Source organism: Streptomyces purpurascens (assembly GCF_045040895.1).
Lineage (GTDB): Bacteria > Actinomycetota > Actinomycetes > Streptomycetales > Streptomycetaceae > Streptomyces > Streptomyces purpurascens.
This window is the reverse complement of record NZ_CP108341.1, coordinates 6455842-6479328: the sequence shown is the minus strand read 5'-3', so window position 1 is coordinate 6479328 and position 23487 is coordinate 6455842. Positions and strand designations below refer to the sequence as shown.

Annotated in this window: 16 protein-coding genes; 8 read left to right on the top strand and 8 right to left on the bottom strand. The window is 71.6% G+C overall.

The genetic code is table 11. The features are described from left to right. Nucleotides 1–81 precede the first annotated feature (81 nt). The 4 genes from OHU35_RS29700 to OHU35_RS29685 all read right to left on the bottom strand — a co-directional run bounded on the left by OHU35_RS29700 (nucleotide 82) and on the right by OHU35_RS29685 (nucleotide 4339). Nucleotides 82–585, bottom strand: coding sequence for an ATP-binding protein (locus OHU35_RS29700; protein WP_189727744.1), 504 nt, complete (start codon nucleotides 583–585; stop codon nucleotides 82–84). A 274-nt stretch (nucleotides 586–859) separates the two neighbouring features. Then, complete coding sequence (locus tag OHU35_RS29695; protein ID WP_189727742.1) at nucleotides 860–1627, bottom strand: enoyl-CoA hydratase/isomerase family protein; 768 nt, start codon at nucleotides 1625–1627, stop codon at nucleotides 860–862. A gap of 79 nt (nucleotides 1628–1706) precedes the next feature. Beyond that, on the bottom strand, nucleotides 1707–2939 hold the full coding sequence (locus OHU35_RS29690; protein ID WP_189727740.1) for an Ig-like domain-containing protein: 1233 nt from the start codon (nucleotides 2937–2939) through the stop codon (nucleotides 1707–1709). A 155-nt stretch (nucleotides 2940–3094) separates the two neighbouring features. Continuing rightward, entirely contained in the window at nucleotides 3095–4339 is a 1245-nt protein-coding gene (locus OHU35_RS29685) for an Ig-like domain-containing protein (RefSeq protein ID WP_189727738.1), read from the bottom strand. Between the two features lie 188 nt (nucleotides 4340–4527). Here OHU35_RS29685 and glgX point away from each other — a divergent pair, with 188 nt between their 5' ends. Further along, entirely contained in the window at nucleotides 4528–6780 is a 2253-nt protein-coding gene (gene glgX, locus OHU35_RS29680; RefSeq protein WP_189727736.1) for a glycogen debranching protein GlgX, read from the top strand. 159 nt (nucleotides 6781–6939) lie between these two features. Further along, a complete protein-coding gene (locus OHU35_RS29675) occupies nucleotides 6940–8346 on the top strand; it encodes a sulfatase (protein WP_189727734.1) in 1407 nt (468 codons plus the stop codon). Here OHU35_RS29675 and OHU35_RS29670 read toward each other — a convergent pair. Genes OHU35_RS29670 through OHU35_RS29655 form a run of 4 tightly spaced genes read right to left on the bottom strand, consistent with a single transcriptional unit; the run spans nucleotide 8343 to nucleotide 11929 of the window. Beyond that, nucleotides 8343–8990, bottom strand: a complete 648-nt coding sequence (locus OHU35_RS29670) for a response regulator (protein WP_405507462.1) — start codon at nucleotides 8988–8990, stop codon at nucleotides 8343–8345. The genes OHU35_RS29675 and OHU35_RS29670 overlap by 4 nt on opposite strands. Beyond that, nucleotides 8983–10236: a sensor histidine kinase gene (locus tag OHU35_RS29665; RefSeq protein WP_405507460.1), complete on the bottom strand. Its 1254-nt coding sequence runs from the start codon at nucleotides 10234–10236 to the stop codon at nucleotides 8983–8985. Before OHU35_RS29665 ends, OHU35_RS29670 begins: the two co-directional genes overlap by 8 nt. A gap of 44 nt (nucleotides 10237–10280) precedes the next feature. Then, entirely contained in the window at nucleotides 10281–11030 is a 750-nt protein-coding gene (locus OHU35_RS29660) for an ABC transporter permease (protein ID WP_189727728.1), read from the bottom strand. Beyond that, nucleotides 11027–11929 carry an ABC transporter ATP-binding protein gene (locus OHU35_RS29655; protein WP_189727726.1) on the bottom strand — a complete coding sequence of 301 codons (903 nt, stop codon included), beginning with the start codon at nucleotides 11927–11929 and terminating at the stop codon, nucleotides 11027–11029. Before OHU35_RS29655 ends, OHU35_RS29660 begins: the two co-directional genes overlap by 4 nt. Nucleotides 11930–12113: 184 nt before the next feature. Here OHU35_RS29655 and OHU35_RS29650 point away from each other — a divergent pair, with 184 nt between their 5' ends. The 6 genes from OHU35_RS29650 (at nucleotide 12114) to OHU35_RS29625 (ending at nucleotide 23428) form a co-directional block, all read left to right on the top strand. Next, complete coding sequence (locus tag OHU35_RS29650; protein WP_405507457.1) at nucleotides 12114–13916, top strand: ABC transporter ATP-binding protein; 1803 nt, start codon at nucleotides 12114–12116, stop codon at nucleotides 13914–13916. Further along, a complete protein-coding gene (locus OHU35_RS29645; protein ID WP_405507456.1) occupies nucleotides 13913–15775 on the top strand; it encodes an ABC transporter ATP-binding protein in 1863 nt (620 codons plus the stop codon). Before OHU35_RS29650 ends, OHU35_RS29645 begins: the two co-directional genes overlap by 4 nt. Before the next feature lie 22 nt (nucleotides 15776–15797). After that, nucleotides 15798–17552, top strand: coding sequence for an ABC transporter ATP-binding protein (locus OHU35_RS29640; protein ID WP_405507455.1), 1755 nt, complete (start codon nucleotides 15798–15800; stop codon nucleotides 17550–17552). Next, the gene (locus OHU35_RS29635; protein ID WP_189727718.1) at nucleotides 17549–19321 is read left to right on the top strand and encodes an ABC transporter ATP-binding protein; all 1773 of its coding nucleotides are present in this window, start codon (nucleotides 17549–17551) and stop codon (nucleotides 19319–19321) included. The genes OHU35_RS29640 and OHU35_RS29635 overlap by 4 nt, the downstream gene beginning before the upstream one ends. 152 nt (nucleotides 19322–19473) lie before the next feature. Continuing rightward, a complete protein-coding gene (locus OHU35_RS29630; protein WP_189727717.1) occupies nucleotides 19474–21555 on the top strand; it encodes a M4 family metallopeptidase in 2082 nt (693 codons plus the stop codon). Nucleotides 21556–21784: 229 nt separating this feature from the next. Then, a complete protein-coding gene (locus OHU35_RS29625; protein WP_359896929.1) occupies nucleotides 21785–23428 on the top strand; it encodes a M4 family metallopeptidase in 1644 nt (547 codons plus the stop codon). Nucleotides 23429–23487: the final 59 nt, after the last annotated feature.

Genomic DNA, 23487 nt, shown 5'->3' with positions numbered 1-23487 from the left:
GCCCGATCGGCGTCCAGGTGAGTCGTCGCAGGTCACACCCCCGGTCGAGCCCCGGCCGGCGCCGGCGGCCGTCAGCGGCGTTCAGCGGTCGACGACCCGCATCTCGAACCACGTCGTCTTCCCCCGGGGCAGCAGATCGACCCCCCAGCGGTCGGCCAGCTTGTCGACGAGGAAGAGGCCCCGGCCGCTGACGTCCATCTCCTGGACCGGCATCAGACAGGGCAGTCCCCGGGAGGGGTCGCGGACCTCGACGCGGATCCAGCCGCGGCGCCGGTGCAGACGCAGCCCGAAGACGCGGGCACCGGTGTGGCGTACGGCGTTGCCGACCAGTTCGGAGACGAGCAGGACCGCTTCCTCGGTGGTCTTGGGGCCGAGTCCCCACTGGCGCAGGACCACGACCTGGGTGAGCCGTCTGGCGGTGGCGGCGGACTCGGGGCGGGACGGCAGTGGAACCTCTGCCTCCGTCGGGTTGCCGTACAACTCCAGCGCCTTGAGCGCGCGTTCGTCCTCGACGGTCGGCGACCAACGCGCCGCGGCCGCATGCGCGTGTCCCCGCGGCTGTTCCATACCCTCCAGCCCCGCCATGCCCCCCATCATGGCCGTCCGGGGCGCCCGACGGGGCCGTTCCCGGGGAATAGACCCCCCGGAACGGGCTCCAAGACGGCAGTCGGACGGCATGTGCCATGGGCACTTCGGAGCCTTCTGCAGCCCCTATGACCTGCGAATACGACCCGTTTTGGGGCAAGCGACGACGTTCCCCGACCGGACGCGCTTAAGGCTCCCTTAAGGCTGCCATAAACCGCCCCATCGAGGGACCCGGATCAGACGCCGTGTCAATTGCAAGCCCCTGGAGGGATGTTCAGAGGAACTTCGCCTTGCCCGGGCCCTCCTCCACGAAGCTGCGCATGCCGCGCTCACGGTCCTCCGTGGCGAACAGGCCCGCGAACCAGTTGCGTTCGATGGTCAGGCCCGTCTCGATGTCCGTCTCCAGGCCGGCGTCGATCGCCTCCTTCGCGGCGCGCAGCGCGAGCGCCGGGCCCTGCGCCAGCTTGGCGGCCCAGGCGTGTGCCTGCGCGTACACCTCGTCGGCGGGCACGACCCGGTCCACGAGGCCGATCTCCCGCGCCTCGTCGGCCTTCACCATCCGGCCGGTGAAGATCAGGTCCTTGGCCTTGGAGGGGCCGACCAGACGGGCCAGGCGCTGGGTGCCGCCCGCGCCGGGGATCAGGCCGAGCAGGATCTCCGGCTGGCCGAGCTTGGCGTTCTCGCCGGCGATGCGGTAGTCCGCGCACAGCGCGAGTTCGCAGCCGCCGCCGAGCGCGTAGCCCGTGACGGCCGCGACGACCGGCTTGGGGATCCGGGCCACCGCCGTGAACGAGTCCTGCAGGGCGCGGGCGCGCAGGACCATCGCGGCGTGGTCCATCGCCTGCATCTCCTTGATGTCCGCGCCGGCCGCGAACACCTTCTCGCCGCCGTAGACCACCACGGCCCGCACGTCGTCGCGGCGCGTGGCCTCCTCGGCGAGTTCCTTCAGCCGGTCCTGCGTGGCGATGTCCAGCGCGTTCATGGGCGGGCGGTCGAGACGCAGCGTGCCGACGCCTTCGGCGACTTCGAGAGAGACGGTCATAGGGAGCAGGTTAACGGGGGCTAACGGCAAGGGCCCCGGTGCTGTCCGTCACACCGGGGCCCTCGTCGTCAGGTCGGAGCTACTTCTTCCACTTCTCCCACGACATGTTCCAGCCGTTGAGCCCGTTGTCCGGGTCGACGACGCGGTCCTCGGAGTTCTTGACGACCACCACGTCACCGACCATCGAGTGGTTGAAGAACCAGGCCGCCGGCACCTTCTTGTCCCAGCCGCCGCGCACGTCGCGCAGGCCGATGCAGCCGTGGCTGGCGTTGTACTCGCCGAAGGCGCCACCCGCCCAGTAGTTGCCGTGCAGGAACGTGCCGGAGGTGGTGAGGCGGATGGCGTGCGGGACGTCCTTGATGTCGTACTCGCCGCCGTAGCCGACGGTCTCGCCGTTCATCCTCGTCACCGGGAGCATCTCGCTGACGACCATCTGGCCGTTCCAAGTCTCCATGCCGGGCTTGCCGGTGGTGACCGGGATGGTCTTGAACAGCTTGCCGTCGCGCATGACCTTCATCGTGAGCTTCTTGGCGTCCACGACGGAGACCTGGTTGCGGCCGATGGTGAAGTCGACCGTCTTGTCCTGCTCGCCGTAGACGCCGGAGCGCCCCTCGACGCCGTCGAGGTTCAGGTCCACGGTCACCTTGGTGCCCGGCTTCCAGTACTTCTCGGGGCGGAAGTCGAGACGGTCGTTGCCGAACCAGTGGCCCTGGACGTCCACGGCCGGTTCCGTCTTGACGCGGATGGCCTTCTCGACGTCGTCCGGGTTGGTGATGCCCCGGTCGAAGCGGATGGAGAACGGCATCCCGACGCCGACCTTCGAGCCGTCCTCGGGAGTGAAGGTGCCGGTGAAGGTGTTCTCCGGCGTCAGCGTGGTGAAGCCGGCGTCCTCGGCGGCGGTGCGGCCCTCGGAGTCCTTCGCGACCGCGTGGACCGTGTACTTGGTGGCGGCGGCCAGATGGCCGGACGGCGTCCAGGTGGCGCCGTCGCCGGATATCCCGCCGTCGACCTTCTTGCCCTTGGCGTCCTTGACCTCGACCTCGGTCAGCTTGCCCTTGGCGGCGGTGACCTTCAGTTTTCCGCTGGTGTCGACGGACTTGGCGCCGTCCTTGGGGGTGATGCTCACGACGGCCTCGGACTGCTTGCTCTGCGCGGTGTCCGCGCCCTCGCCGCTGCCGTCGCCCCCGCCGGCACCGGCTCCGCTCTCCCCGCCGCCACACGCCGTGACGGCGAGGAGCAGCACGCCGAGTATCAGCGCGAGCAGCCCGTGCCTGCCCCCAACCGACGCCCCCGATATCGGTCGCCCGTTCAAGTCGTTCTCCCCTCCCCGGGCCTGGTCAGGCCCACAACCCCTGCGCGTCCCCCGCGCCCCGGCGCATAGTAACCACAACGCGCCGGGCACCGGCGGCCCGCGATTGTCACTGTTCCGTCCCAACGGAACGCCGGGTCGATCCGCCCCCTGTCCGACTACTTCACCGCACTGCCCGCTTTCCATGCGTTCCAGCCCATGTTCCAGCCTCCGAGGCCATTGTCGGGAGCGACCTCTTTGTCCTTGCTGTTGACGACCTCGACGACGTCCCCGATCAGGCTGCGGTCGAAGAACCAGCCGGCCGGGGTGTCCGAGCCGCCGCCCTTCACATCGCGCAGTCCGATGCAGCCGTGGCTGACGTTGCTCCGTCCGAAGACGGTGGGGTCCGCCCAGTAGTTGCCGTGCAGGAAGGTGCCGGAGTCGGTCAGGCGCATGGCGTGCGGGACGTCCGGGATGTCGTACTCGCCTTTGCCGTCGCGCTTCTTGAAGCCGACCGTGGCGCCGTTCATCCGGGTGACGTCGAGCATCTCGGTCACCACCATCTTCCCGTTGTACGTGGTCGTCTCGGGGGCGCCGGCCGTGACCGGCACGGTGGCGAGGGTCTCGCCGTCGCGCCGGACGTCCATGGTGTGCCGGGCGGCGTCGACCACGGAGACCTGGCCGCGGCCGACGGTGAAGGAGAACGTCTTGTGCTGCAGGCCGTAGACCCCGGGCGCGCCCTCGACGTCGCGCAGGCGCAGGTCGACGGTGACCTGGGTGCCGGGTTTCCAGTAGTCCTCGGGGCGGAAGTCGAGGCGGGTCCGGCCGAACCAGTGCGGGCGGATCTCGACGGCGGGGCGGGAGGTGACCCGCACCGCGCGTTCGACGACGGCGCGGTCGGCGATCTCCCGGTTGAACTCCAGGGAGACGATCATGCCGGTGCCGACCGTGGCGCGGTTCTCCGGGGCGACGTAGCCGATGAAGCGTTCCTCGGGGACGTACGTCGTGAAGGTGGTGTGCCGGGCCGAGCGGTGGCCGTCGCCGTCCACGGCCACCGCGTCGACCGTGTACTTGGCGGCGAGCGCCAGCCGCTCTTCGGCGGGCTCCCAGGTCAGGCCGTCGGCCGAGACCCGCCCGGGCACCGGGGACTCCTGCGCGTCCTGGGACTTGGTGACCTTCACCGACTCCAGCCTGCCGTCGGGCACGCGCACCCGCAGCGTTCTTCCGGGGCGCACGCCCCTGCTGCCGTCGTCGGGCGCGACCTTGATGACGTCCTCGGGCGCCGGGGGCGCGCCGAACGCCCCGGCGATCCCGCCCGCGTCGTCCGAGGTACAGCCCGTGGCCCCGGCCAGCAGCCCTGCCCATGTCACTACGGCGGCCAGCGCGGCCCTCGCGCGCCGCGCGCGCCCTTGTACGTGCCTCACGGGGTACCCAACGACCGGCCGCGTCCCCGGGAAACGACCATGCCCGCCCCCGGGGAAACGTGAGTGCGACCCACGCTCTGGGCAGAACAGTGGGGAGGACGACGCGCAGGGGAGCCGCGGCCCGGGCCGCAGTACAGGACCGCACCCCTCTGTCACCCGTCGTTCCACGAGCCGCGGGAGGCTGACAGGTGTCCAGCGCAGCCGAGCAGGAGGCGGTGGCCGGCCATCAGGCCACCGGGAACGGGCGCCAGGCCGCCGCCGCGAACGGCGTACGGCGGCCCGCGCCGCCGCCCGTGGTGCCCGCCTGGCCGGGCGCGGCGACGCCGCTGGGCGCCCGGTTCCGGGTCGGCCCGGACGGGGTGGCGGGGACCAACTTCGCGTTGTGGGCGGGCGGGGCGGAGGGGGTCGAGCTGTGCCTCTTCGACGAGGCGGGCAAGGAGTCGCGGGTCCGGCTCAGCGAGCTGACCCACGAGATCTGGCACGGCTTCGCCCCGGGCGTGCTGCCCGGACAGCGCTACGGCTACCGGGTGCACGGCCGCTGGGACCCGTGGACCGGCGCCCGCTGGAACCCGGCGAAGCTGCTTCTCGACCCCTACGCGCGCGCGGTGGACGGAGACTTCGGCCTGCCGCCGGAGGTGTACGGGCACGTGCGCGACTGGCCGCAGCAGCACGTCGCCGACACCGTGCGCGACGACCGGGACTCGGCGCCGTACGTCCCCAAGGGCGTCGTCGTCCACGATGACGACGACTGGGCCGACGACCGCCGCCCGAAGACCCCGTGGGCGGACTCGGTGATCTACGAGGTGCACGTCAAGGGCTTCACCCAGCTGCACCCGGGCATCCCCGAGGAACTGCGCGGCACCTACGCCGGGCTCGCGCACCCGGCCGCGATCGAGCACCTGGTGAAACTGGGCGTGACGGCGGTGGAGCTGCTGCCGGTGCACCAGTTCGCGCACGAGGACCATCTGCTGCGCCGAGGCCTCGGGAACTACTGGGGCTACAACTCCATCGGCTACTTCGCCCCGCACGCGGCCTACGCGGCCTCCGGGACGAGAGGCCAGCAGGTCGGCGAGTTCAAGCGCATGGTGCGCGCCCTGCACGCGGCCGGGATCGAGGTCATCCTCGACGTGGTCTACAACCACACGGCGGAGGCCGGCGAACTCGGCCCGACGCTGTCCCTGAAGGGCATCGACAACCGCGGCTACTACCGGCTCCAGGACGACCCCCGCCGCTACGCCGACTACACCGGCTGCGGCAACACCCTGCACGTGGTCCAGCCGCATGTGCTGCGCCTGATCACGGACTCGCTGCGGTACTGGGTGACGGAGATGGGCGTGGACGGCTTCCGCTTCGACCTGGCGGCGGCGCTGGCCCGCTCGATGCACGACGTCGACATGCTCTCCCCGTTCCTGGCGGTCATCGCCCAGGACCCGGTGCTGCGCCGGGTGAAGCTGATCGCCGAGCCGTGGGACGTGGGGTCGGGCGGCTACCAGGTGGGGGCGTTCCCGCCGCTGTGGACGGAGTGGAACGACCGGTACCGCAACGCCGTACGGGACTTCTGGCGGCACGCGCTGCCGGACGTACGGGAGATGGGCTACCGCCTGTCGGGCTCCAGCGATCTGTACGCCTGGGGCGGGCGCAGGCCGTACGCGTCCGTCAACTTCATCACCGCGCACGACGGCTTCACCCTGCGCGACCTGGTGTCGTACGAGCGCAAGCACAACGAGGCCAACGGCGAGGGCAATCGCGACGGCACGAACGACAACCGGGCCTGGAACTGCGGGGCCGAGGGCGAGACGGACGACGAGGGGATCAGGGCCCTGCGGCGCCGGCAGCTGCGGAACCTGCTGACCACGCTGCTGCTGTCCACCGGTGTGCCGATGCTGGTCGCGGGCGACGAACTGGGCCGCACCCAGCGCGGCAACAACAACGCGTACTGCCAGGACAACGAGATCAGCTGGGTGGACTGGGGGCTGCTGGAGGACCCCGGGTGGCACGCCCTGTTCGAGCTGACCTCCCGGCTGATCGAACTGCGCCACCGGCACCCGGTGCTCCGGCGCCGGGCGTTCTTCTCGGGCCGGGCCCAGACCGCGGACGGCCTGCGCGACCTGGCCTGGTTCACGTCCCGGGGCACCGAGATGACGGAGCAGGACTGGTACGCGCCCGCCGCCACGCTGGGGATGTATCTGTCCGGCCGGGACATCCCGGGCCGGGACGAGCGCGGGGCGCAGATCCTCGACGACAGCTTCCTCGCCGTGCTGCACGCGGGCGAGGGGCCGGTGCGTTTCGAACTTCCGGGGCCGCCCTGGGCGGAGCGGTACGAGGTCGTCGTCGACACGAGCCTGGAGGAGCAGGGGGAGGCACCGGGCGTGGAGCACCGGGCGGGGACGGAGATCACGATGCCGGCGCGGGCGGTGTTGCTGCTGCGGGTGGCGGGCTGAGGCATCGTTTCTCCGGCCGGGGCTGCCACATTGTTGCGGCGCGTTGCGGGTCCGTGAACGCGGTGGGGATCTTCTTGACCCCGCCCTCGGACCGCTGGCAGCGTCCATGCCGAGCCGTGGCCACTCCCCTCCTCCTCTCCGAGTCTCCAGGACCTCCGCATGCCCGAAATATCCCGTCGTGCCCTCGGTGCCCTCGTCGGCGGTGGTGCCGTGGGCGCCGTCGCCGGTACGGCCACCGGTGCCGAAGCCGTCCCCGCCGAGCGTCCGTTCAGGGCCCGCCCTGGTGCCGGATCCGGCGGCCGCCCCAACGTCCTCGTCATCCTGGGCGACGACCTCGGCTGGGCCGACCTGTCCTCCTACGGCGCCCCGCACATCAGGACGCCGCACCTGGACCGGCTGGCCCGCCAGGGCGTGCGGTTCACCGACGCCTACTCCGGCTCCTCGACCTGCTCCCCGACCCGGTTCAGCCTCTACACCGGGCGCTATCCCGGCCGCACCAAGGGCGGACTCGCCGAGCCGATCGCCGACCGGTCGCAGGGCCTGGACCCCCACCACCCCACGCTGGCCTCCCTGCTGAAGAAGGCGGGCTACGCCACCGCGCTGATCGGCAAGTGGCACTGCGGCTGGCTGCCCGACTACAGCCCCACCAAGTCCGGCTGGGACGAGTTCTTCGGCAATCACGGGGGCGTGCTGGAGTACTTCTCCAAGCTCGGCCAGCTCGGCGACCACGACCTCTACGAGGGGGACGCCGAGTACAAGGACCTGCGGTACTACACGACCGTGCTCACCGAGCGGGCCGTCGAGTACGTCGGCCGGGACCATGACCGGCCCTGGCTGCTGAACCTCAACTTCACCACCCCGCACTGGCCCTGGCTGGCCGAGGGTGACGAGGAGACCGGGGCCGAGATCGCGGCGAAGATCAGGGCGGCGACGTCACAGGCCGAGGTCAGCAAGGCCCTGAACCACTACGACGGCGGCTCGGTCGCGAAGTACACGCAGATGGTGGAGAGCCTGGACGCGGCCGTCGGCGAGGTGCTCGCCGCCCTGCGCCGCTCCGGGCAGGAGGAGAACACCGTCGTGCTGTTCGCCAGCGACAACGGCGGCGAGCGCTGGTCGTACCTGTGGCCCCTCAGCGGCCAGAAGTTCTCGCTCCAGGAGGGCGGCATCCGGGTGCCCGCGATCCTGCGCTGGCCCGCCCGGATCGACGGCCATCAGGTCAGCCACGAGCCGAACTTCTCCCCCGACTGGACCGCGACCCTCCTGGAGCTGGCCGGTGCCCGGCCCGACCCGGCGTATCCGCTGGACGGCACGAGCCTCGCCGGCTACCTGTTGCGGGGCGAACGGCTGCCCGAGCGGGACCTGTTCTGGCGGGTGCGCGGCAACCGGGCCCTGAGGCGCGGCGACTGGAAGTACTACCGGGACGACAAGGGCACCGACCACCTCTACAACCTGGCCGCCGACTCCCGGGAACAGGCCGACCTGGCCCCCGACGAGCCGGAGTTGCTCAACGGGCTGAGGACATCCTGGGAGAAGACCGCGGCAGGTCTGCTGCCGTACCCGGGCTAGCCCAGGATTTTGCGCTCGTACGCCGTGGCCACCGCCGCCGCCCGGTCCTTCACGCCCAGTTTCGCGTAGAGGTGCGTGAGGTGCGTCTTGACCGTGGCCTCGCTGATGAAGAGTTCACGGGCTATCTCGCGGTTGGAGGTGCCCTTGGCGACCAGGGCCAGGACCTCACGTTCGCGGGCGGACAGGGGGTCGTTGGCGGGGGCCCGGGGAGTGCGGACCGCCGAGACCAGGCGGGAGGCCACGGCCGGGGAGAGGACGGTCCGGCCTTCCGCCGCCGCGCGGACCGCAGCGAACAGTTCGTCCCTCGGGGCGTCCTTCAGGAGGTAGCCCGTCGCGCCCGCCTCGATCGCGGGGAGGGTGTCGGAGTCGGTGTCGTAGGTGGTCAGGACGAGGACCTTGGCGCGGGCGCCGGTGCGGGTCAGCTCGCGGATGGCGTCCACGCCCCCGCCGCCCGGCATGCGCAGGTCCATCAGGATCACGTCCGGGTCCAGGGCGGCGGCGAGCGCGACCGCCTCGACGCCGTTCGACGCCTCCCCCAGGACGCGGAAGCCCGGCGCGGACTCGAACATGCCGCGCAGGCCGTCCCGTACGACGGGGTGGTCGTCGACGATGAGCAGGGTGATCGCGGCGGCGTCGTCAGTCATGGCGGACCAACGGTACGCGAGCGGAGACCGCCGTACCGTGGCCCGGCTCGGACTCGACGGTGAGGGACCCGGCGACGCGTTCGGCGCGGGCGCGCATGCCGTCGAGGCCGAAGCCGCCGGAGCCCGTGCGTTCGGGGACGGCGAGCGGGTCGAAGCCCCGGCCGTCGTCGCGGATGTCGAGGATGACCTCGTCGCCGAGGAAGGACAGGGTGACACCGACCCGGTCGGCGGCGGCGTGCCGGGCGGTGTTGGAGAGGGCCTCCTGGACGATCCGCAGGAGCGTGGCCGCGATCTCCTCGTGCAGTTGCTCGTCGGTGCCGGTGACCGTGAACTCGGAGCGCACCCCCGTCCGTTCGCCCCATTCGGCGACCGTCTTCTTCAGGGCCTCCGGGAGTCCGGCGTCGGCCAGCGCCACGGGGGCGAGGTTGTGCACGGAGCGGCGGGCCTCGCCGAGGCTGTGCCGGGCCAGGTCGGTCGCCCGGGCCAGGTGGGCACGGGCCAGGTCCGCGTCCGGGGTGTTCACCACGACCTGGAGCTGGGCGATGATGCCGGTCAGTCCCTGGGCGATGGTGTCGTGGATCTCGGCGGCCAGCCGCCGGCGCTCGTCGGCGACTCCGGCCTCCCGGGCCTGGACCAGGAGCTGGGCGTGCAGGGCGGCGTTCTCGTCGAGGGCCTGCTGCAGAGCCGCGTTGGTGCGCTCCAGTTCGGTGATGGTCGCGGTCTGGATCCGGGTGCGTTCCTCCTCCCGACCGGCGAGCTGGCCGAAGACGATCAGCAGCACGATGTAGAAGCACATCAGCCCACCGAACAACGCCCAGTCCAGCGGCCCGTGCAGGGGCAGGCCACCGGCCTGGGAACTCGCGAGGATCACCGCGGTGGCCACCAGCCCGGCCATGAGCGGGCGGCCCCGCAGCAGCCGCTCGGGGCCGACGAACCCGGCGGAGCCGTAGAACGCGAAGAACGGGTTGCACCAGCTGAGGGCGAAGGCCAGCGCCCAGCGCAGGAAGTAGTAGCAGGCGCCCGGTACCGACGGGGCCAGAGGCCGTCCGCGGGACCAGCGCCCCCACCACAGCTGCAGCACCACCGCGGCGCCGACCAGGGCGACCGTGGTGTACCGCTCCGCCGTGCTCATGCCGACTTCGTCGACCGTGGCCGCGGAGAGCACGGTGCCCGCCGCGAGCATCCCGTACGGCCCCCAGCGGAAGTACGCCGCCCACCGCTGCTCCACCCCCGCCACGTCCGTCATGCCCATAGTGTCGGCCACGGCCCCGTCCCCTCCCCGGGCGCCGGTCATTCCCAGCGGAACCAGCGCGCGGCCGACGCCGAGAGCACGGCGGTCCACACGGCGAGGACGGCCAGGTGGCCCGCACTCGGCCAGTCGCCGGCGGCGGCCTGGTCCAGGGCCCGTGCGGCGGCGCCGAACGGGGTGCACTGGACGATGCGGCCCAGCAGGTCCGGCATGGCCTGCACGGGCACCCACACCCCGGCGCAGAACATCATCGGGAAGAACACGGCGGTCCCGATCGCGGTCGCGATCCTCGTCGTGCGGGCCCGTGCCGAGATCACCGCGCCCAGCGAGATGGCGGCGAGCACGGCGAGGAGCAGCGCGAGCAGATACCCGACGGGCTGTTCGGGCAGCCGCACGTCGTAGGCGAGCCGTCCGACGACGAGCGTGAGCAGCGCGGAGGCCAGGGCCGCCACGCCGTTCACCAGCATCTGGGCGGCCAGCAGGGCCGAGGGCCGGACGGGAGTGGTGGACAGCCGGCGCAGGATGCCGTTCTCGCGGTAGCCGGTGAGGGTCGGCGGCATCGCCTGCACCCCGGCCATGATGAGGGCCACCAGCACGCAGACGGGCACGTAGACGTCGACGATCCGCAGCCCGCCGAGTCCGTCCTGCGCCTCGCGGAAGGACGGCACGGAACCGAGGATGCCCAGCAGCAGGGCCGGGAACAGCAGGACCCAGAAGAGACTGCCCGGCTCGCGCCGGAAGAGCCGGAACTCGCTCCGCAGAACCGCGGGGTTGATCAGTGCCGTGCTCATGCCGAGGCCTCCGTGAGGTCCAGGAACGCGTCGTCCAGCGTGGCGTCGGTGACGCGGAGTTGATGGGCGGTGATGTGATGCCGGGCGAGCAGGGAGAGCACGGCGTTGACCGTGTCGTCCGTGCCGGACAGCGTGATCCGGCCGTCCTTGTTCTCGACGGCGACCAGGGCGGGGAGCGTGTTCAGCTCACGGTCCTCCAGGGGCGTGGACGGGGTGAAGCTGATGACGGTGGCGCCCGCCGAGCGGCGGATCAGCCCGGCCGGGGTGTCCAGGGCGGCCACCCGGCCCTTGTCGATCACCGCGATCCGGTCGCAGAGCCGCTGCGCCTCCTCCATGAAGTGCGTGACGAGCAGGACCGTGACGCCGTTCGCGCGGATGTCCTCGATCAGCTCCCAGGTGTCGCGGCGGGCACGCGGGTCGAGGCCGGTGGTGAGCTCGTCCAGGACGACGACCCGGGGGTCGCCGATCAGGGCGAGCGCGATGAACAGGCGCTGCTTCTGACCACCGGACAGCTTGGCGAACCGGGTGGTCAGCTTCTCCTGAAGGCCGAGGCGTTCGGCCAGCGGGCGCCAGTCGACGGGGCGTGGATAGAACGCGGCGTACAGCTCCAGCGCCTCACGGACGGTGAGTTTGGGCTGGAGCCGGCTCTCCTGGAGCTGGGCGCCCAGGACCTGGGCGACCCGCTCGTGGTCGGCGACCGGGTCGAGGCCCGTGACGCGGACGCGGCCGGAGTCGGGGACGCGCAGCCCCTCGACACACTCGACGGTGGTGGTCTTGCCCGCGCCGTTCGGGCCGAGGACGCCGAAGATCTCGCCCTCCTCGACGGCGAAGGAGACGCCGTCCACGGCCGGGCGGCCGGCATAGGCCTTGCGCAGGTCGGTGACTTCGATGACGGACATGGACCGAGGGTCCCGGTGCGGCGGGTCCGCGCACATCGCCCGTCGCGCTCGAACGGGCATCAGCCGATCGGCTGATGCCCGCCGTACGACCCCCCGAACACGCAGGTCGTAGGACCAAGGACGGACCCCGGCTCGGAGGAAACTCGGTGGGCAGTGTCAGTGGCGATCCGTAGGCTCGCTGCTGATGGCCACCACATCTGCCCCCACCCGAAACCGTTCTGCCGTGCGCACGCTGCTGCGCCTGTGGCCGTACGTGCGGCCCGCGCGGGCACGGCTGTTCAGCGCCGCGTTCGTGGCGATACTCGCCTCCAGCACGGGCCTGGTGATCCCGCTCGTCCTGAAGTGGATGGTGGACGGGCCGGTCGCCGACCGGGACCCGGCCGGGGTGTGGCTCGGGGCGCTGTTCCTGCTGCTGCTCGGCTTCGCGGAGGCCCTGCTGTTCGGGCTGCGGCGCTGGCTGGTGGCGCGGCCGCTGGCGCACGTCGAGGCGTCGATGCGGGCGGATCTGTACCGGCACCTGCAGCGGCTGCCCGTGTCCTTCCACGACCGGTGGGCCTCCGGGCAGTTGCTGTCCCGGGGGATGACGGACCTGATGCTGCTCCGTATGTTCCTCGCCTTCCCGTTGACGTTCCTGCTGGTCAACGGGGTGACGATAGTGATCGGCGTGATCATCATGCTGCTCCAGGACTGGACGCTGGGGCTGGTGATCCTCGGGCCCGCCGTGCCCGTGATGGTGACCTGCGTGGTCTTCGAGAAGCGGTACGCCGAGGTGGCGCGGCGCGCGCAGGACCAGGTCGGCGACCTGACGACGGTCGTCGAGGAGAGCGTGCTCGGCATCCGCATCATCAAGGGGTTCGGACGTCACCGGAGCCAGGCGCGGGCGTTCCGCGACCTGTCGGGAAAGCTGCGCGGCACGGAGCTGCGCAAGGCGCGGCTGCTGGCGACGATCTGGGGCGTCATCGTGACGCTGCCCGAGATGGCGATCGGCGCGGCACTGGTCGTGGGGGTCGTGCAGGTGGCCGACGGGGGGTTGTCGGCGGGGACGCTGGTGGCGTTCCTGTCGACGGCGCTGGCCCTGCGGTGGCCGGTGGAGTCGATCGGGTTCCTGCTGGCCATGAGCCAGGAGGCGGCGACGGCGACCGAGCGGTACTTCGAGGTGATGGACGAGGACATCGAGGAAGGCGCGGAGGTCGAGGAGCGCCGGCCTGCCACCGCAAGCAGCCGGTCAACAGCTCTTGAGGACAAGGGACTTCGCTTTCACGACGTCCAGTTCCGCTACCCCGACGCCCCGCCCGGCTCCCCGCCCGTCCTCCAGCACATCGGCCTCCACATCCGCCCCGGCGAGTCCATGGCCCTGGTCGGCTCCACCGGCAGCGGCAAGACCACCCTCACCGCGCTCGTCCCCCGTCTCTACGACGTGACCTCGGGCCGCATCACCCTCGACGGCGTCGACATCACCGGCCTGTCGAGACAGGCGCTGCGTGCCAAGGTCGCCGTCGCCTTCGAGGAGCCCACGCTCTTCTCGGCCGCGGTCGGCGACAACGTTCTCATGGGGGCCGACGGCACGGCCGGCACGGCGGAGCTGGAGCGGGCCCTCGCCGTCGCCCAGGCCGACTTCGTGCACGCCCTGCCGCAGGGGACCGCTACCCAGGTCGGCGAGCAGGGCCTCAGTCTCTCCGGCGGGCAGCGGCAGCGCCTCGCGCTCGCCAGGGCTGTCGTCGGACAGCCGGAGTTCCTCGTCCTGGACGACCCGCTGTCGGCCCTGGACGTGCACACCGAGGCCGCCGTGGAGGCCGCCCTGCGGGACGTCCTCGCGGACACGACCGCCCTGATCGTGGCGCACCGCCCGTCCACCGTGCTGCTCGCCGACCGGGTCGCGCTGCTGTCCGGCGGCCGGATCGCCGCGGTCGGCACCCACCACGAACTGCTGCGGACGAACGCCGAGTACGCGCACCTGATGTCAGGGGAAGAGGAGGGCGCACGATGACGGCGGCCACCAGCACACCGGCCGACAGGAAACCCGACGACGGACCCGACGACCGACCCGCCGCCACCGGCGACCCCTTCGACCAGGACGTCCTGCCCACTCCCCCGGGCGCCACCGCCGCCCTGCTGCGCTCCCTGCTCGCGCCTCTGAAGGCCCGGGTCACGGTCACGACGGTTCTGCTGCTGCTCCAGCAGGCGGTCGTGCAGGCGGGCCCGCTGCTCGTGGCGTACGCCATCGACCGTGCCGTACCGGCGTTCCGGGCCGAGGACCACGGGCCGCTGATCGCGGTGGGCGCCGGCTATCTGGTGTGCGCGCTGGCCGCGGGCGGGCTGCAGTACGCGTTCGTCGCCGCCGCTGCCCGGGTCAGCCAGGACGTGCTGCTCGACCTGCGCGGCCGGATCTTCCGCCACGCGCAGGCGCTGAGCGTCGACTTCCACGAGCGCTACACCTCGGGCCGGCTCATCTCCCGCTCCACGGCGGACGTCGAGTCGCTGCGCGAACTGCTGGACGAGGGCCTGCAGGAGCTCGTGACGGTCATCCTGTCCTTCGTCTACATCTCGGCGATGCTGCTCTGGCTCGACCTGGGCCTCGGCAGCGTGGCGGTGGCGTCCCTGGTGCCGCTCTACGCCCTCGTGCGGCTGTACCAGCGGCGGGCCGGGCGGGTGTACCGGGCGCGGTCCACCGCCATCGCGGCCGTCATCGTGAAGTTCGTCGAGACGATGAACGGCATCCGGCCGGTGCGCGCCTTCCGCCGCGAGGCCGTCAACGACGCGGACTTCGGCGCGCTCAACCAGCGGCACGAGCGGACCAACGGCAACGCGCTGCTGGAGATGGCCCGCTACGTCACCGGCTCGCGGCTGGTCGCCAACACGGCGGTCGCGGCGATCGTGCTGTGGGGCGCCTACCGGGTAGCGGGCGGCACGCTGGCCCTCGGTGTGCTGGCGGCGGCCGTGCTGTACCTGCGGCGGCTGTACGACCCGATCGACCGGCTCGGGATGTTCCTCAACTCGTACCAGTCGGCGGCGGCCTCGCTGGAGAAGATCGCCGGACTGCTCGCCCAGACGCCGTCCGTCCCCGAGCCGGCGGACCCCCGGCCGCTCCCGCCCCTGGCGAGCGAGCACCCGGGCCGTGAGGTCGTCTTCGACGGCGTCAGCTTCGGCTACCGCACCGGCGGCGAGGTGCTGCCCCGCTTCGGCCTCACGATCCCGGCCGGGCAGACGGTCGCGGTCGTCGGCTCCACGGGCGCCGGAAAGTCGACGCTGGCCAAGCTGCTGGCCCGGTTCTACGACCCCTCCGAGGGCCGGGTGCTGCTGGACGGCGTCGACCTGCGCGACCTCACCGTGCCCGACCTGCGGCGCGGGGTGGTCATGGTGACGCAGGAGTCGTTCCTGTTCTCCGGCACGGTCGCCGAGAACATCGCGATCGGCCGCCCGGACGCGACCCGTGCGGAGATGGAGCAGGCGGCGAAGGAGATCGGCGCGCACGACTTCATCAGCGCCCTGCCCGACGGCTACGACACCGACGTACGCAAGCGGGGCGGCCGCATCTCGGCCGGGCAGCGGCAACTGGTGGCCTTCGCCCGGGCGTTGCTGGCCGACCCGGCGGTGCTGATCCTCGACGAGGCGACCAGCTCGCTGGACATCCCGGGCGAGCGCGCGGTGCAGCGGGCGATGGCGACGGTGCTGAAGGGGCGTACGGCGGTGGTCATCGCGCACCGGCTGTCGACCGTCGAGATCGCGGACCGTGTCCTGGTGATGGAACAGGGGAAGATCGTCGAGGACGGCGGACCGGCCGAACTCGTCGCGGGCACGGGCAGGTTCGCCGATCTGCACCGGGCCTGGCGGGACAGTCTGGCGTAGTGCGGCGGCGGAGGGCGGGCGGATGATCGACGCGTACGAGGACCCCGGCACACCCGACCGCCGTGGCGGTGCCCGCTACCTGTGGTGGCTGGTCACCCGGCAGCCCTGGCGGTGCGCGGCCGGGGCCATGTTCGGCAGTGTGTGGATGGTGCTGCTGGCGGCCACGCCGTATCTGATGTCCCGGGCGATCGACGACGGTCTCGAGCCCGGCGACATGGGCGCGCTGGCGCTGTGGAGCGGGGCGCTGTTCGCGGTGGGCGCGTTCAACTCCTGGCTGAGCATCATGCGGCACCGCACGATGACCCGGGTGCGGATGGACGCCAACTTCCGCACGGTGAAGGTCGTCGTCGGTCAGGCGGTACGGCTCGGGGCCTCCCTGTCGCGGCAGATGGGCGCCGGGGAGGTCGTCACGATCGGCGTGGGCGACGTGCAGACGGTCAGCCAGGCCCTGACGGTCGTCGGCCCCGGCGTCGGCGCGGTCGTGGCGTACCTCGTCATCGCCGTCCTGCTGGTGTCGGTCTCTCCGCTCATCGCCGCGGTCGTCCTGCTCGGCATCCCGGTGATCGTCCTGCTCGTCGGGCCGCTGCTCGGCCGGTTGCAGGGCTCCGAGACGGAGTACCGCGAGCGGCAGGGCGTCCTGACCGCACGGATCGGCGACCTGGCGGGCGGACTGCGGGTGCTCGCCGGGCTCGGCGGCAAGACACTGGTCGCGGACGCCTTCCGCCGCGACTCGCTGCGGCTGCGCGAACAGGGCTACCGGGTCGGCGCGGTGACCAGCTGGGTCCAGGCCCTGGGCATCGGCCTGCCGACCCTCTTCCTGGCCGTGGTGACCTGGCTGGCGGCCCGCCTGGCCGCCCAGGGGGACATCACCGTGGGCCAGCTGGTGTCGGTGTACGGCTATGTGGCGGTCCTGGTGGGCCCGGTGTCCTTCTGGGTCGAATGCGGCTACCAGATCAGCCGCGGCGTGGTGTGCGCGCGGCGGGTCGTGGGTTTCCTGCGCCTGGAACCGATGCCCGACACCGGCACCCTGGACGCCCCGTCGGAACCGTCCACTCTGTACGACCCGGAGTCCGGGGTCCGCGTCCTGCCGGGCCGCCTGACGGCGCTGGTGGCGGAACACCCGGCGGACGCGACGACGGTGGTGGACCGCCTGGGCCGCTACGCCCCGTCGAACGCGACGTGGGGCGCAACCCGCCTGGACGAAATCGCCCTGAGCCAGACCCGAGCACGCATTGTGGTGGCCGACCACGAGGCCGACCTCTTCGCAGGAAACCTCCAGGAGATGATCGCCCCGTCTTTCAGGGGCGCGGGGAACTGCGCGAACAACCCCAACGCACCCGCAGACGCCACTCCACACCACGCGGCACCCCAGAAGGCGCTCCACACAGCCGCGGCAGAAGACATCGTCCAAGCCCTCCCCCACGGCCTGAACACCCCGATGACCGCCCAGGCCCGCAACCTCTCCGGCGGCCAACGCCAACGCGTCCGCCTGGCGAGAGCCCTCCTGGCCAACCCCGACATCCTCCTCACCGTCGAACCCACCTCAGCCCTGGACGCCCACACGGAAGCCAAAGTCGCCGCCCGGCTCAGAGAAGCCCGCCAGGGCCGCACCACGGTCGTCACCACCACCTCCCCCCTGGTCCTGGACCACACGGACACCGTCCTCTACCTGAAGGACGGCAAGGTCGCAGCCTCCGGCACCCACCACGAACTCCTCAAGACCACCCCCGGCTACCGAGCCCTCGTGGCGAGGGACACCGAGGAGGTCCTGGGATGACCCGCGGCCACCTCCCCATCGCCGAACGGACCGACGTCCGACGCGCCCTGCTCGCTCTCATCCGGGCCGACAAACAGGCCTTCATCACCGTCCTGGCCCTGAACGCCCTCGCCGCCGTGGCCGGTCTGGCAGGCCCCTGGCTGCTGGGCCGGATGATCGACGACGTCCGGGCGGGTCACGGCGTCACAGCGGTGGACCGCCTCGCCCTGGTCCTCCTCCTGTGCGCCCTCGCCCAACTGCTCCTCGCCCGCTGGGCCCGCTTCGTGGGCCACCGCTTCGGCGAACGCACCCTCGCCCGGGTACGGGAGCGGTTCGTGGACCGCGCACTCACCCTGCCCGCCTCGGTGGTGGAGCGCGCCGGCACCGGCGACCTGACGGCCCGTGGCACCTCGGACGTCACGACCGTCGGCAACACCCTGCGCGACGCAGGCCCGATCCTGCTCATCAACCTCGTGCAGACCCTGTTCCTGGTCGGCGCGGTGTTCTTCCTCGACCCCCTGCTCGGCGCCCTCGGCGTGCTCGGCCTGACGCCCATCTGGCTGGCGTTGCGCTGGTATCTGCGCCGGGCCCGGGACGGGTATCTGGCCGAGGGCGCTGCGACCTCGGAGGTGGCGGAGATCCTCGCGGCGACCGCGTCCGGGGCACGCACCGTGGAGGCCTTCCGGCTCCAGGAGCCGCGCACGGCCGCGAGCCGGGACGCCCTGGAGACGTCCCGCCGTACGCGCTTCCACACCCTCTACCTCCGCAGCGTGTTCTTCCCGGCGGTGGAGGTCTCGTACGTCCTGCCCGTGGCCGGGGTGCTGGTGATCGGCGGGGCGCTGCACGCGTCGGGCTCGATGAGTCTCGGGGCGGTCGTGGCGGCGGCCCTGTATCTGCACCAGCTGAGCGGGCCGCTGGACGAGATCCTGATCCGGGTCGAGCAACTGCAGAGCAGCGGAGCCTCGTTCGCCCGGGTGGAGGGGCTGGCCCGGGCCCCGCGCGCCGCCGGCGAGGGGGAGTGTCCGGATCCGGCCGGGGACCGCATCGACGTCACCGGCGCGCGCTACGCCTACGACGGGGGCGTCGAGGTGCTGCGCGGCGTCGATCTGACGGTGACTCCCGGGGAGCGACTGGCCATGGTCGGGCCCTCCGGGGCCGGCAAGACCACGCTGAGCCGGCTGATGGCGGGCATCGACGCGCCGACCGCCGGCTCGGTGACGGTCGGCGGCGTGCCCGTGGTCGGGCTGGGACCGGAGCGGCTGCGCCGCCAGGTCGTCCTGGTCACCCAGGAGCACCATGTGTTCCTGGGCTCGGTCCGTGACAACCTGCGGATCGCCGAGCCGTCCGCCGGTGACGCCGAGGTGTGGAAAGCGCTGGCCGTGGTCGGCGCCGACACCTGGGTGCGGGAGCTGCCGGAGGGCCTGGACACCCGGCTGGGCCAGGGCGGTTGGCGTACGGACGGTTCGCAGGCCCAGCAACTCGCCCTCGCCCGGGTGGTGCTGGCGGATCCGCACACGCTGATCCTGGACGAGGCGACCGCCTTGCTCGACCCGACGACCGCCCGGCACACCGAGCGTGCCCTGGCCGCCGTCCTCGAGGGGCGGACCGTCATCGCCGTCGCCCACCGGCTGCACACCGCGCACGACGCCGACCGGGTCGCGGTGATGGAGGACGGCCGGCTGACCGAACTCGGCACGCACGAGGAGCTGGTGGCGGCCGGCGGGGCGTACGCGGCCCTGTGGCACTCCTGGCACGGGGACCTGCCCGAGGGCCGTCAAGGGTCCGTATAACGAACATGAACTTCCGGTCAACGAACCGTTTCCGGCCATACTGTTGACGCGGTCCTGACAGAAAGCGCACTCCCCTGCCACGCTTCCCACGACTGCTCCACAGAAACCCCACTGCAACACCTCCACCTCCCCAGGCCGGGCGACCCCCGGCCATGCAGAAGGAGTCCGTGTTGAGAAGCAGTTCCTCGCGCAGAGGCACCTCCCACAGACGCACTCCCCACACCCCTCGCCGTACCGCGGCCGTGGCCCTCGCCGGCGTCGCCGCGCTGATCGCCACCGCCGTCCAGGCCGGCACCGCCACCGCGGCCCCGGAGAACAGGGCACCGGCGGCCGCGAGCAAGGCGAAGCCGGGCTCGGAATCGGTCCGGCTCACCCCCGCCCAGCGCGCCGCGCTGATCCGGGAGGCGAACGCCGGCAAGGCCGAGACCGCGAAGGACCTGGGCCTCGGCGCCCAGGAGAAGCTGGTCGTCCGCGACGTCCTGAAGGACCGCGACGGCACCGTGCACACACGCTACGAGCGCACCTACGCGGGCCTGCCCGTCCTCGGCGGCGACCTGGTCGTCGAGAGCACGAAGGCGGACGCCACCGCGTCCGTCACGAAGGCCACCCGCGCCGCGATCGCGCCGGCCACGACGAAGGCGGCGGTGTCCGCCGCGAAGGCCCGGCAGCAGGCCCTGACCGCGGGGAAGGCCGACAAGGCCAAGAGCCCCGGCATCAACCGCGAGCCCCGCAAGGTGATCTGGGCCGCGAGCGGCAAGCCGGTCGTGGCGTACGAGACGGTCGTCGGCGGCTTCCAGCACGACGGCACCCCGCAGGAACTGCACGTGGTCACCGACGCCACCACCGGCGCGAAGCTGTACGAGTGGGAGGCCATCGAGACCGGGACCGGCAACACGGTCTACAGCGGCACGGTCGACCTCACCACGACCCAGTCCGGGTCGACGTACAACCTCACCGACGGCGCCCGCGGCGGCCACAAGACGTACAACCTCAACCGCGGCACCTCCGGCACCGGCACCCTCTTCTCCGGCCCCGACGACGTGTGGGGCAACGGCACGCCCTCCAACCTGGAGTCGGCCGGCGCCGACGCCCACTACGGGGCCGCGCTGACCTGGGACTACTACAAGAACGTGCACGGCCGCAGCGGCATCCGCGGCGACGGCGTGGGCGCGTACTCCCGGGTCCACTACGGCAACAACTACGTCAACGCCTTCTGGTCGGACAGCTGCTTCTGCATGACCTACGGCGACGGCTCGGGCAACGCGAACCCGCTGACGTCCATCGACGTGGCCGCCCACGAGATGACCCACGGCCTGACGTCGAACACCGCGGGCCTCAACTACAGCGGCGAGTCCGGCGGTCTGAACGAGGCGACGAGCGACATCTTCGGCTCGACCGTCGAGTTCTACGCCAACAACTCCTCCGACGTCGGTGACTACCTCATCGGCGAGGAGATCGACATCAACGGCGACGGGACCCCGCTGCGCTACATGGACAAGCCGAGCAAGGACGGCGCGTCCAAGGACAGCTGGTACTCAGGCATCGGCTCGATCGACGTGCACTACTCGTCGGGCCCCGCGAACCACTTCTTCTACCTCCTGTCGGAGGGCAGCGGCACCAAGACCATCAACGGTGTCACCTACAACTCGGCCACCTCGGACGGGCTTCCGGTCACCGGCATCGGCCGGGACAAGGCGGAGAAGATCTGGTTCCGCGCGCTGACCACGAAGTTCACCTCGACCACCAACTACGCGGGCGCCCGCACCGGCACCCTCGCCGCGACCGGTGAGCTCTACGGCACCGACAGCGCCGAGTACAAGGCGGTCCAGCACGCGTGGGCGGGCATCAACGTCGGCACCCGACCCGGCGACGGGGGCGGCGGCGGCACGTCCTTCGAGAACGCCGCCGACGTGGCGATCCCGGACCGGGGCGCGGCGGTCACCTCGCCGGTCACCGTCACCGGCCGGACGGGCAACGCGCCCTCCAACCTCCAGGTCGCCGTGGACATCGTCCACACCTACATCGGTGACCTCAAGGTGGACCTGGTCGCCCCCGACGGAACGGCGTACACGCTGAAGGGCTACGGCACCGGCGGCAGCGCGGACAACATCAACGAGACCTACACGGTGAACGCCTCCTCCGAGGTCGCCAACGGCACCTGGCAGCTGCGGGTCCAGGACAACGCGGCCATCGACACCGGCTACATCAACAGCTGGAAGCTCACCTTCCCGTAGACCGTAGGCCGTAGGCCGTAGGCCGCGACGGGTTCCCAAGTCAGGGCGCCGCCCCGGTGGGTTCGACTCCCCCGGGACGGCGCCCGCTTCACATGCCCGGAACCGTCAGCCTGTCGTCGATTTCCGGCCAACATCACGCGTTACTCCTGACATGTACGCGCCCTTGGTGCCACTCTTCCCCCACCCGCCGCACAGCACCCCAGCAGTTCCCCCACATCAAGGAGCTCGTGTGACCCCCCTCTACGCGCGTCACAAGCGCACCACGCTGGCCATCGCCACCGCCGTCGCCGCCGGCGCCCTGCTCACCACCGGTCTGACCTCCGGCAGCAGCGTCGCCGCCGACTCCTCCTCCAAGCCGGTCCTCGCCGCCGCCCCCGTCCTGCTCTCCGCGCCCGCCCGCACCGCTCTCGTCAAGGAGCAGCAGGCGGACGCCCCGAAGACCGCCGACGAGATAGGCCTCGGCGACCAGGAGAAGCTGGTCGTCAAGGACGTCGTGAAGGACGCCGACGGCACGGTCCACACGCGCTACGAGCGCACCTACGCGGGCCTGCCGGTCCTCGGCGGCGACCTCGTCGTGCACGAGTCGAAGTCCGGCGCGACCAAGGGCGTGACCAGAGCGACGAAGGCCGCTCTCAAGGTCGCCTCCCTCAAGCCGGCGGTCGCCGCCGCCAAGGCCGAGAAGCAGGCCGTGACGCTCGCCAAGGCGGCCGGCTCGGAGAAGACCGAGGCGAACTCCGCTCCCCGCAAGGTGATCTGGGCGGCCGACGGCAAGCCCACGCTCGCCTACGAGACCGTCGTCGGCGGCCTCCAGGAGGACGGCACGCCGAACGAGCTGCACGTCGTCACCGACGCCGCCACCGGCAAGAAGCTCTACGAGCACCAGGCCATCGAGACCGGCACCGGCACCACCACGTACAGCGGCAAGGTCGACCTGAGCACCACCAAGTCCGGGTCGTCGTACAACCTCACCGACGGCACGCGCGGCGGCCACAAGACGTACAACCTCAACCGCGGCACCTCCGGCACCGGCACCCTGTTCTCCGGCTCGGACGACGTCTGGGGCACCGGCAACCCGTCCGACCTGGAGACCGCCGGCGCCGACGCGCACTACGGCGCCCAGGTGACCTGGGACTTCTACAAGAGCACCTTCGGCCGCAGTGGCATCCGCAACGACGGCAAGGCGGCCTACTCGCGCGTCCACTACGGCAACGCCTATGTCAACGCCTTCTGGTCGGACAGCTGCTTCTGCATGACCTACGGCGACGGCGAGGGCAACACCAACCCGCTGACCTCGCTCGACGTGGCCGCCCACGAGATGAGCCACGGCCTGACGTCGGCCACGGCCGGCCTCAACTACAGCGGCGAGTCCGGCGGTCTGAACGAGGCCACCAGCGACATCTTCGGCGCGGGCGCCGAGTTCTTCGCCGGCAACTCCTCCGACGTCGGTGACTACCTCATCGGCGAGGAGATCGACATCAACGGCGACGGCAGCCCGCTGCGCTACATGGACAAGCCCAGCAAGGACGGCTCGTCCAAGGACGCCTGGTCCTCCAGCCTCGGCGGCGTGGACGTCCACTACTCCTCCGGTCCCGCCAACCACTTCTTCTACCTGCTGTCCGAGGGCAGCGGCTCGAAGACCATCAACGGCGTGACCTACAACTCGCCCACCTCCAACGGCTCCACGGTCACCGGCATCGGCCGCACCAAGGCGCTGCAGATCTGGTACAAGGCGCTGACGACGTACATGACGTCGACGACCAAGTACGCGCAGGCCCGCACGGCGACCCTGAACGCGGCCTCGGCGCTCTACGGCGCGAGCAGCACCGAGTACAAGGCGGTCGCCGCCGCCTGGTCCGCGGTCAACGTCGGCTGACCGAAGCACGACCCACGGGCGGTACCCGGAGCCACGGCGGCTCCGGGTACCGCCCTACT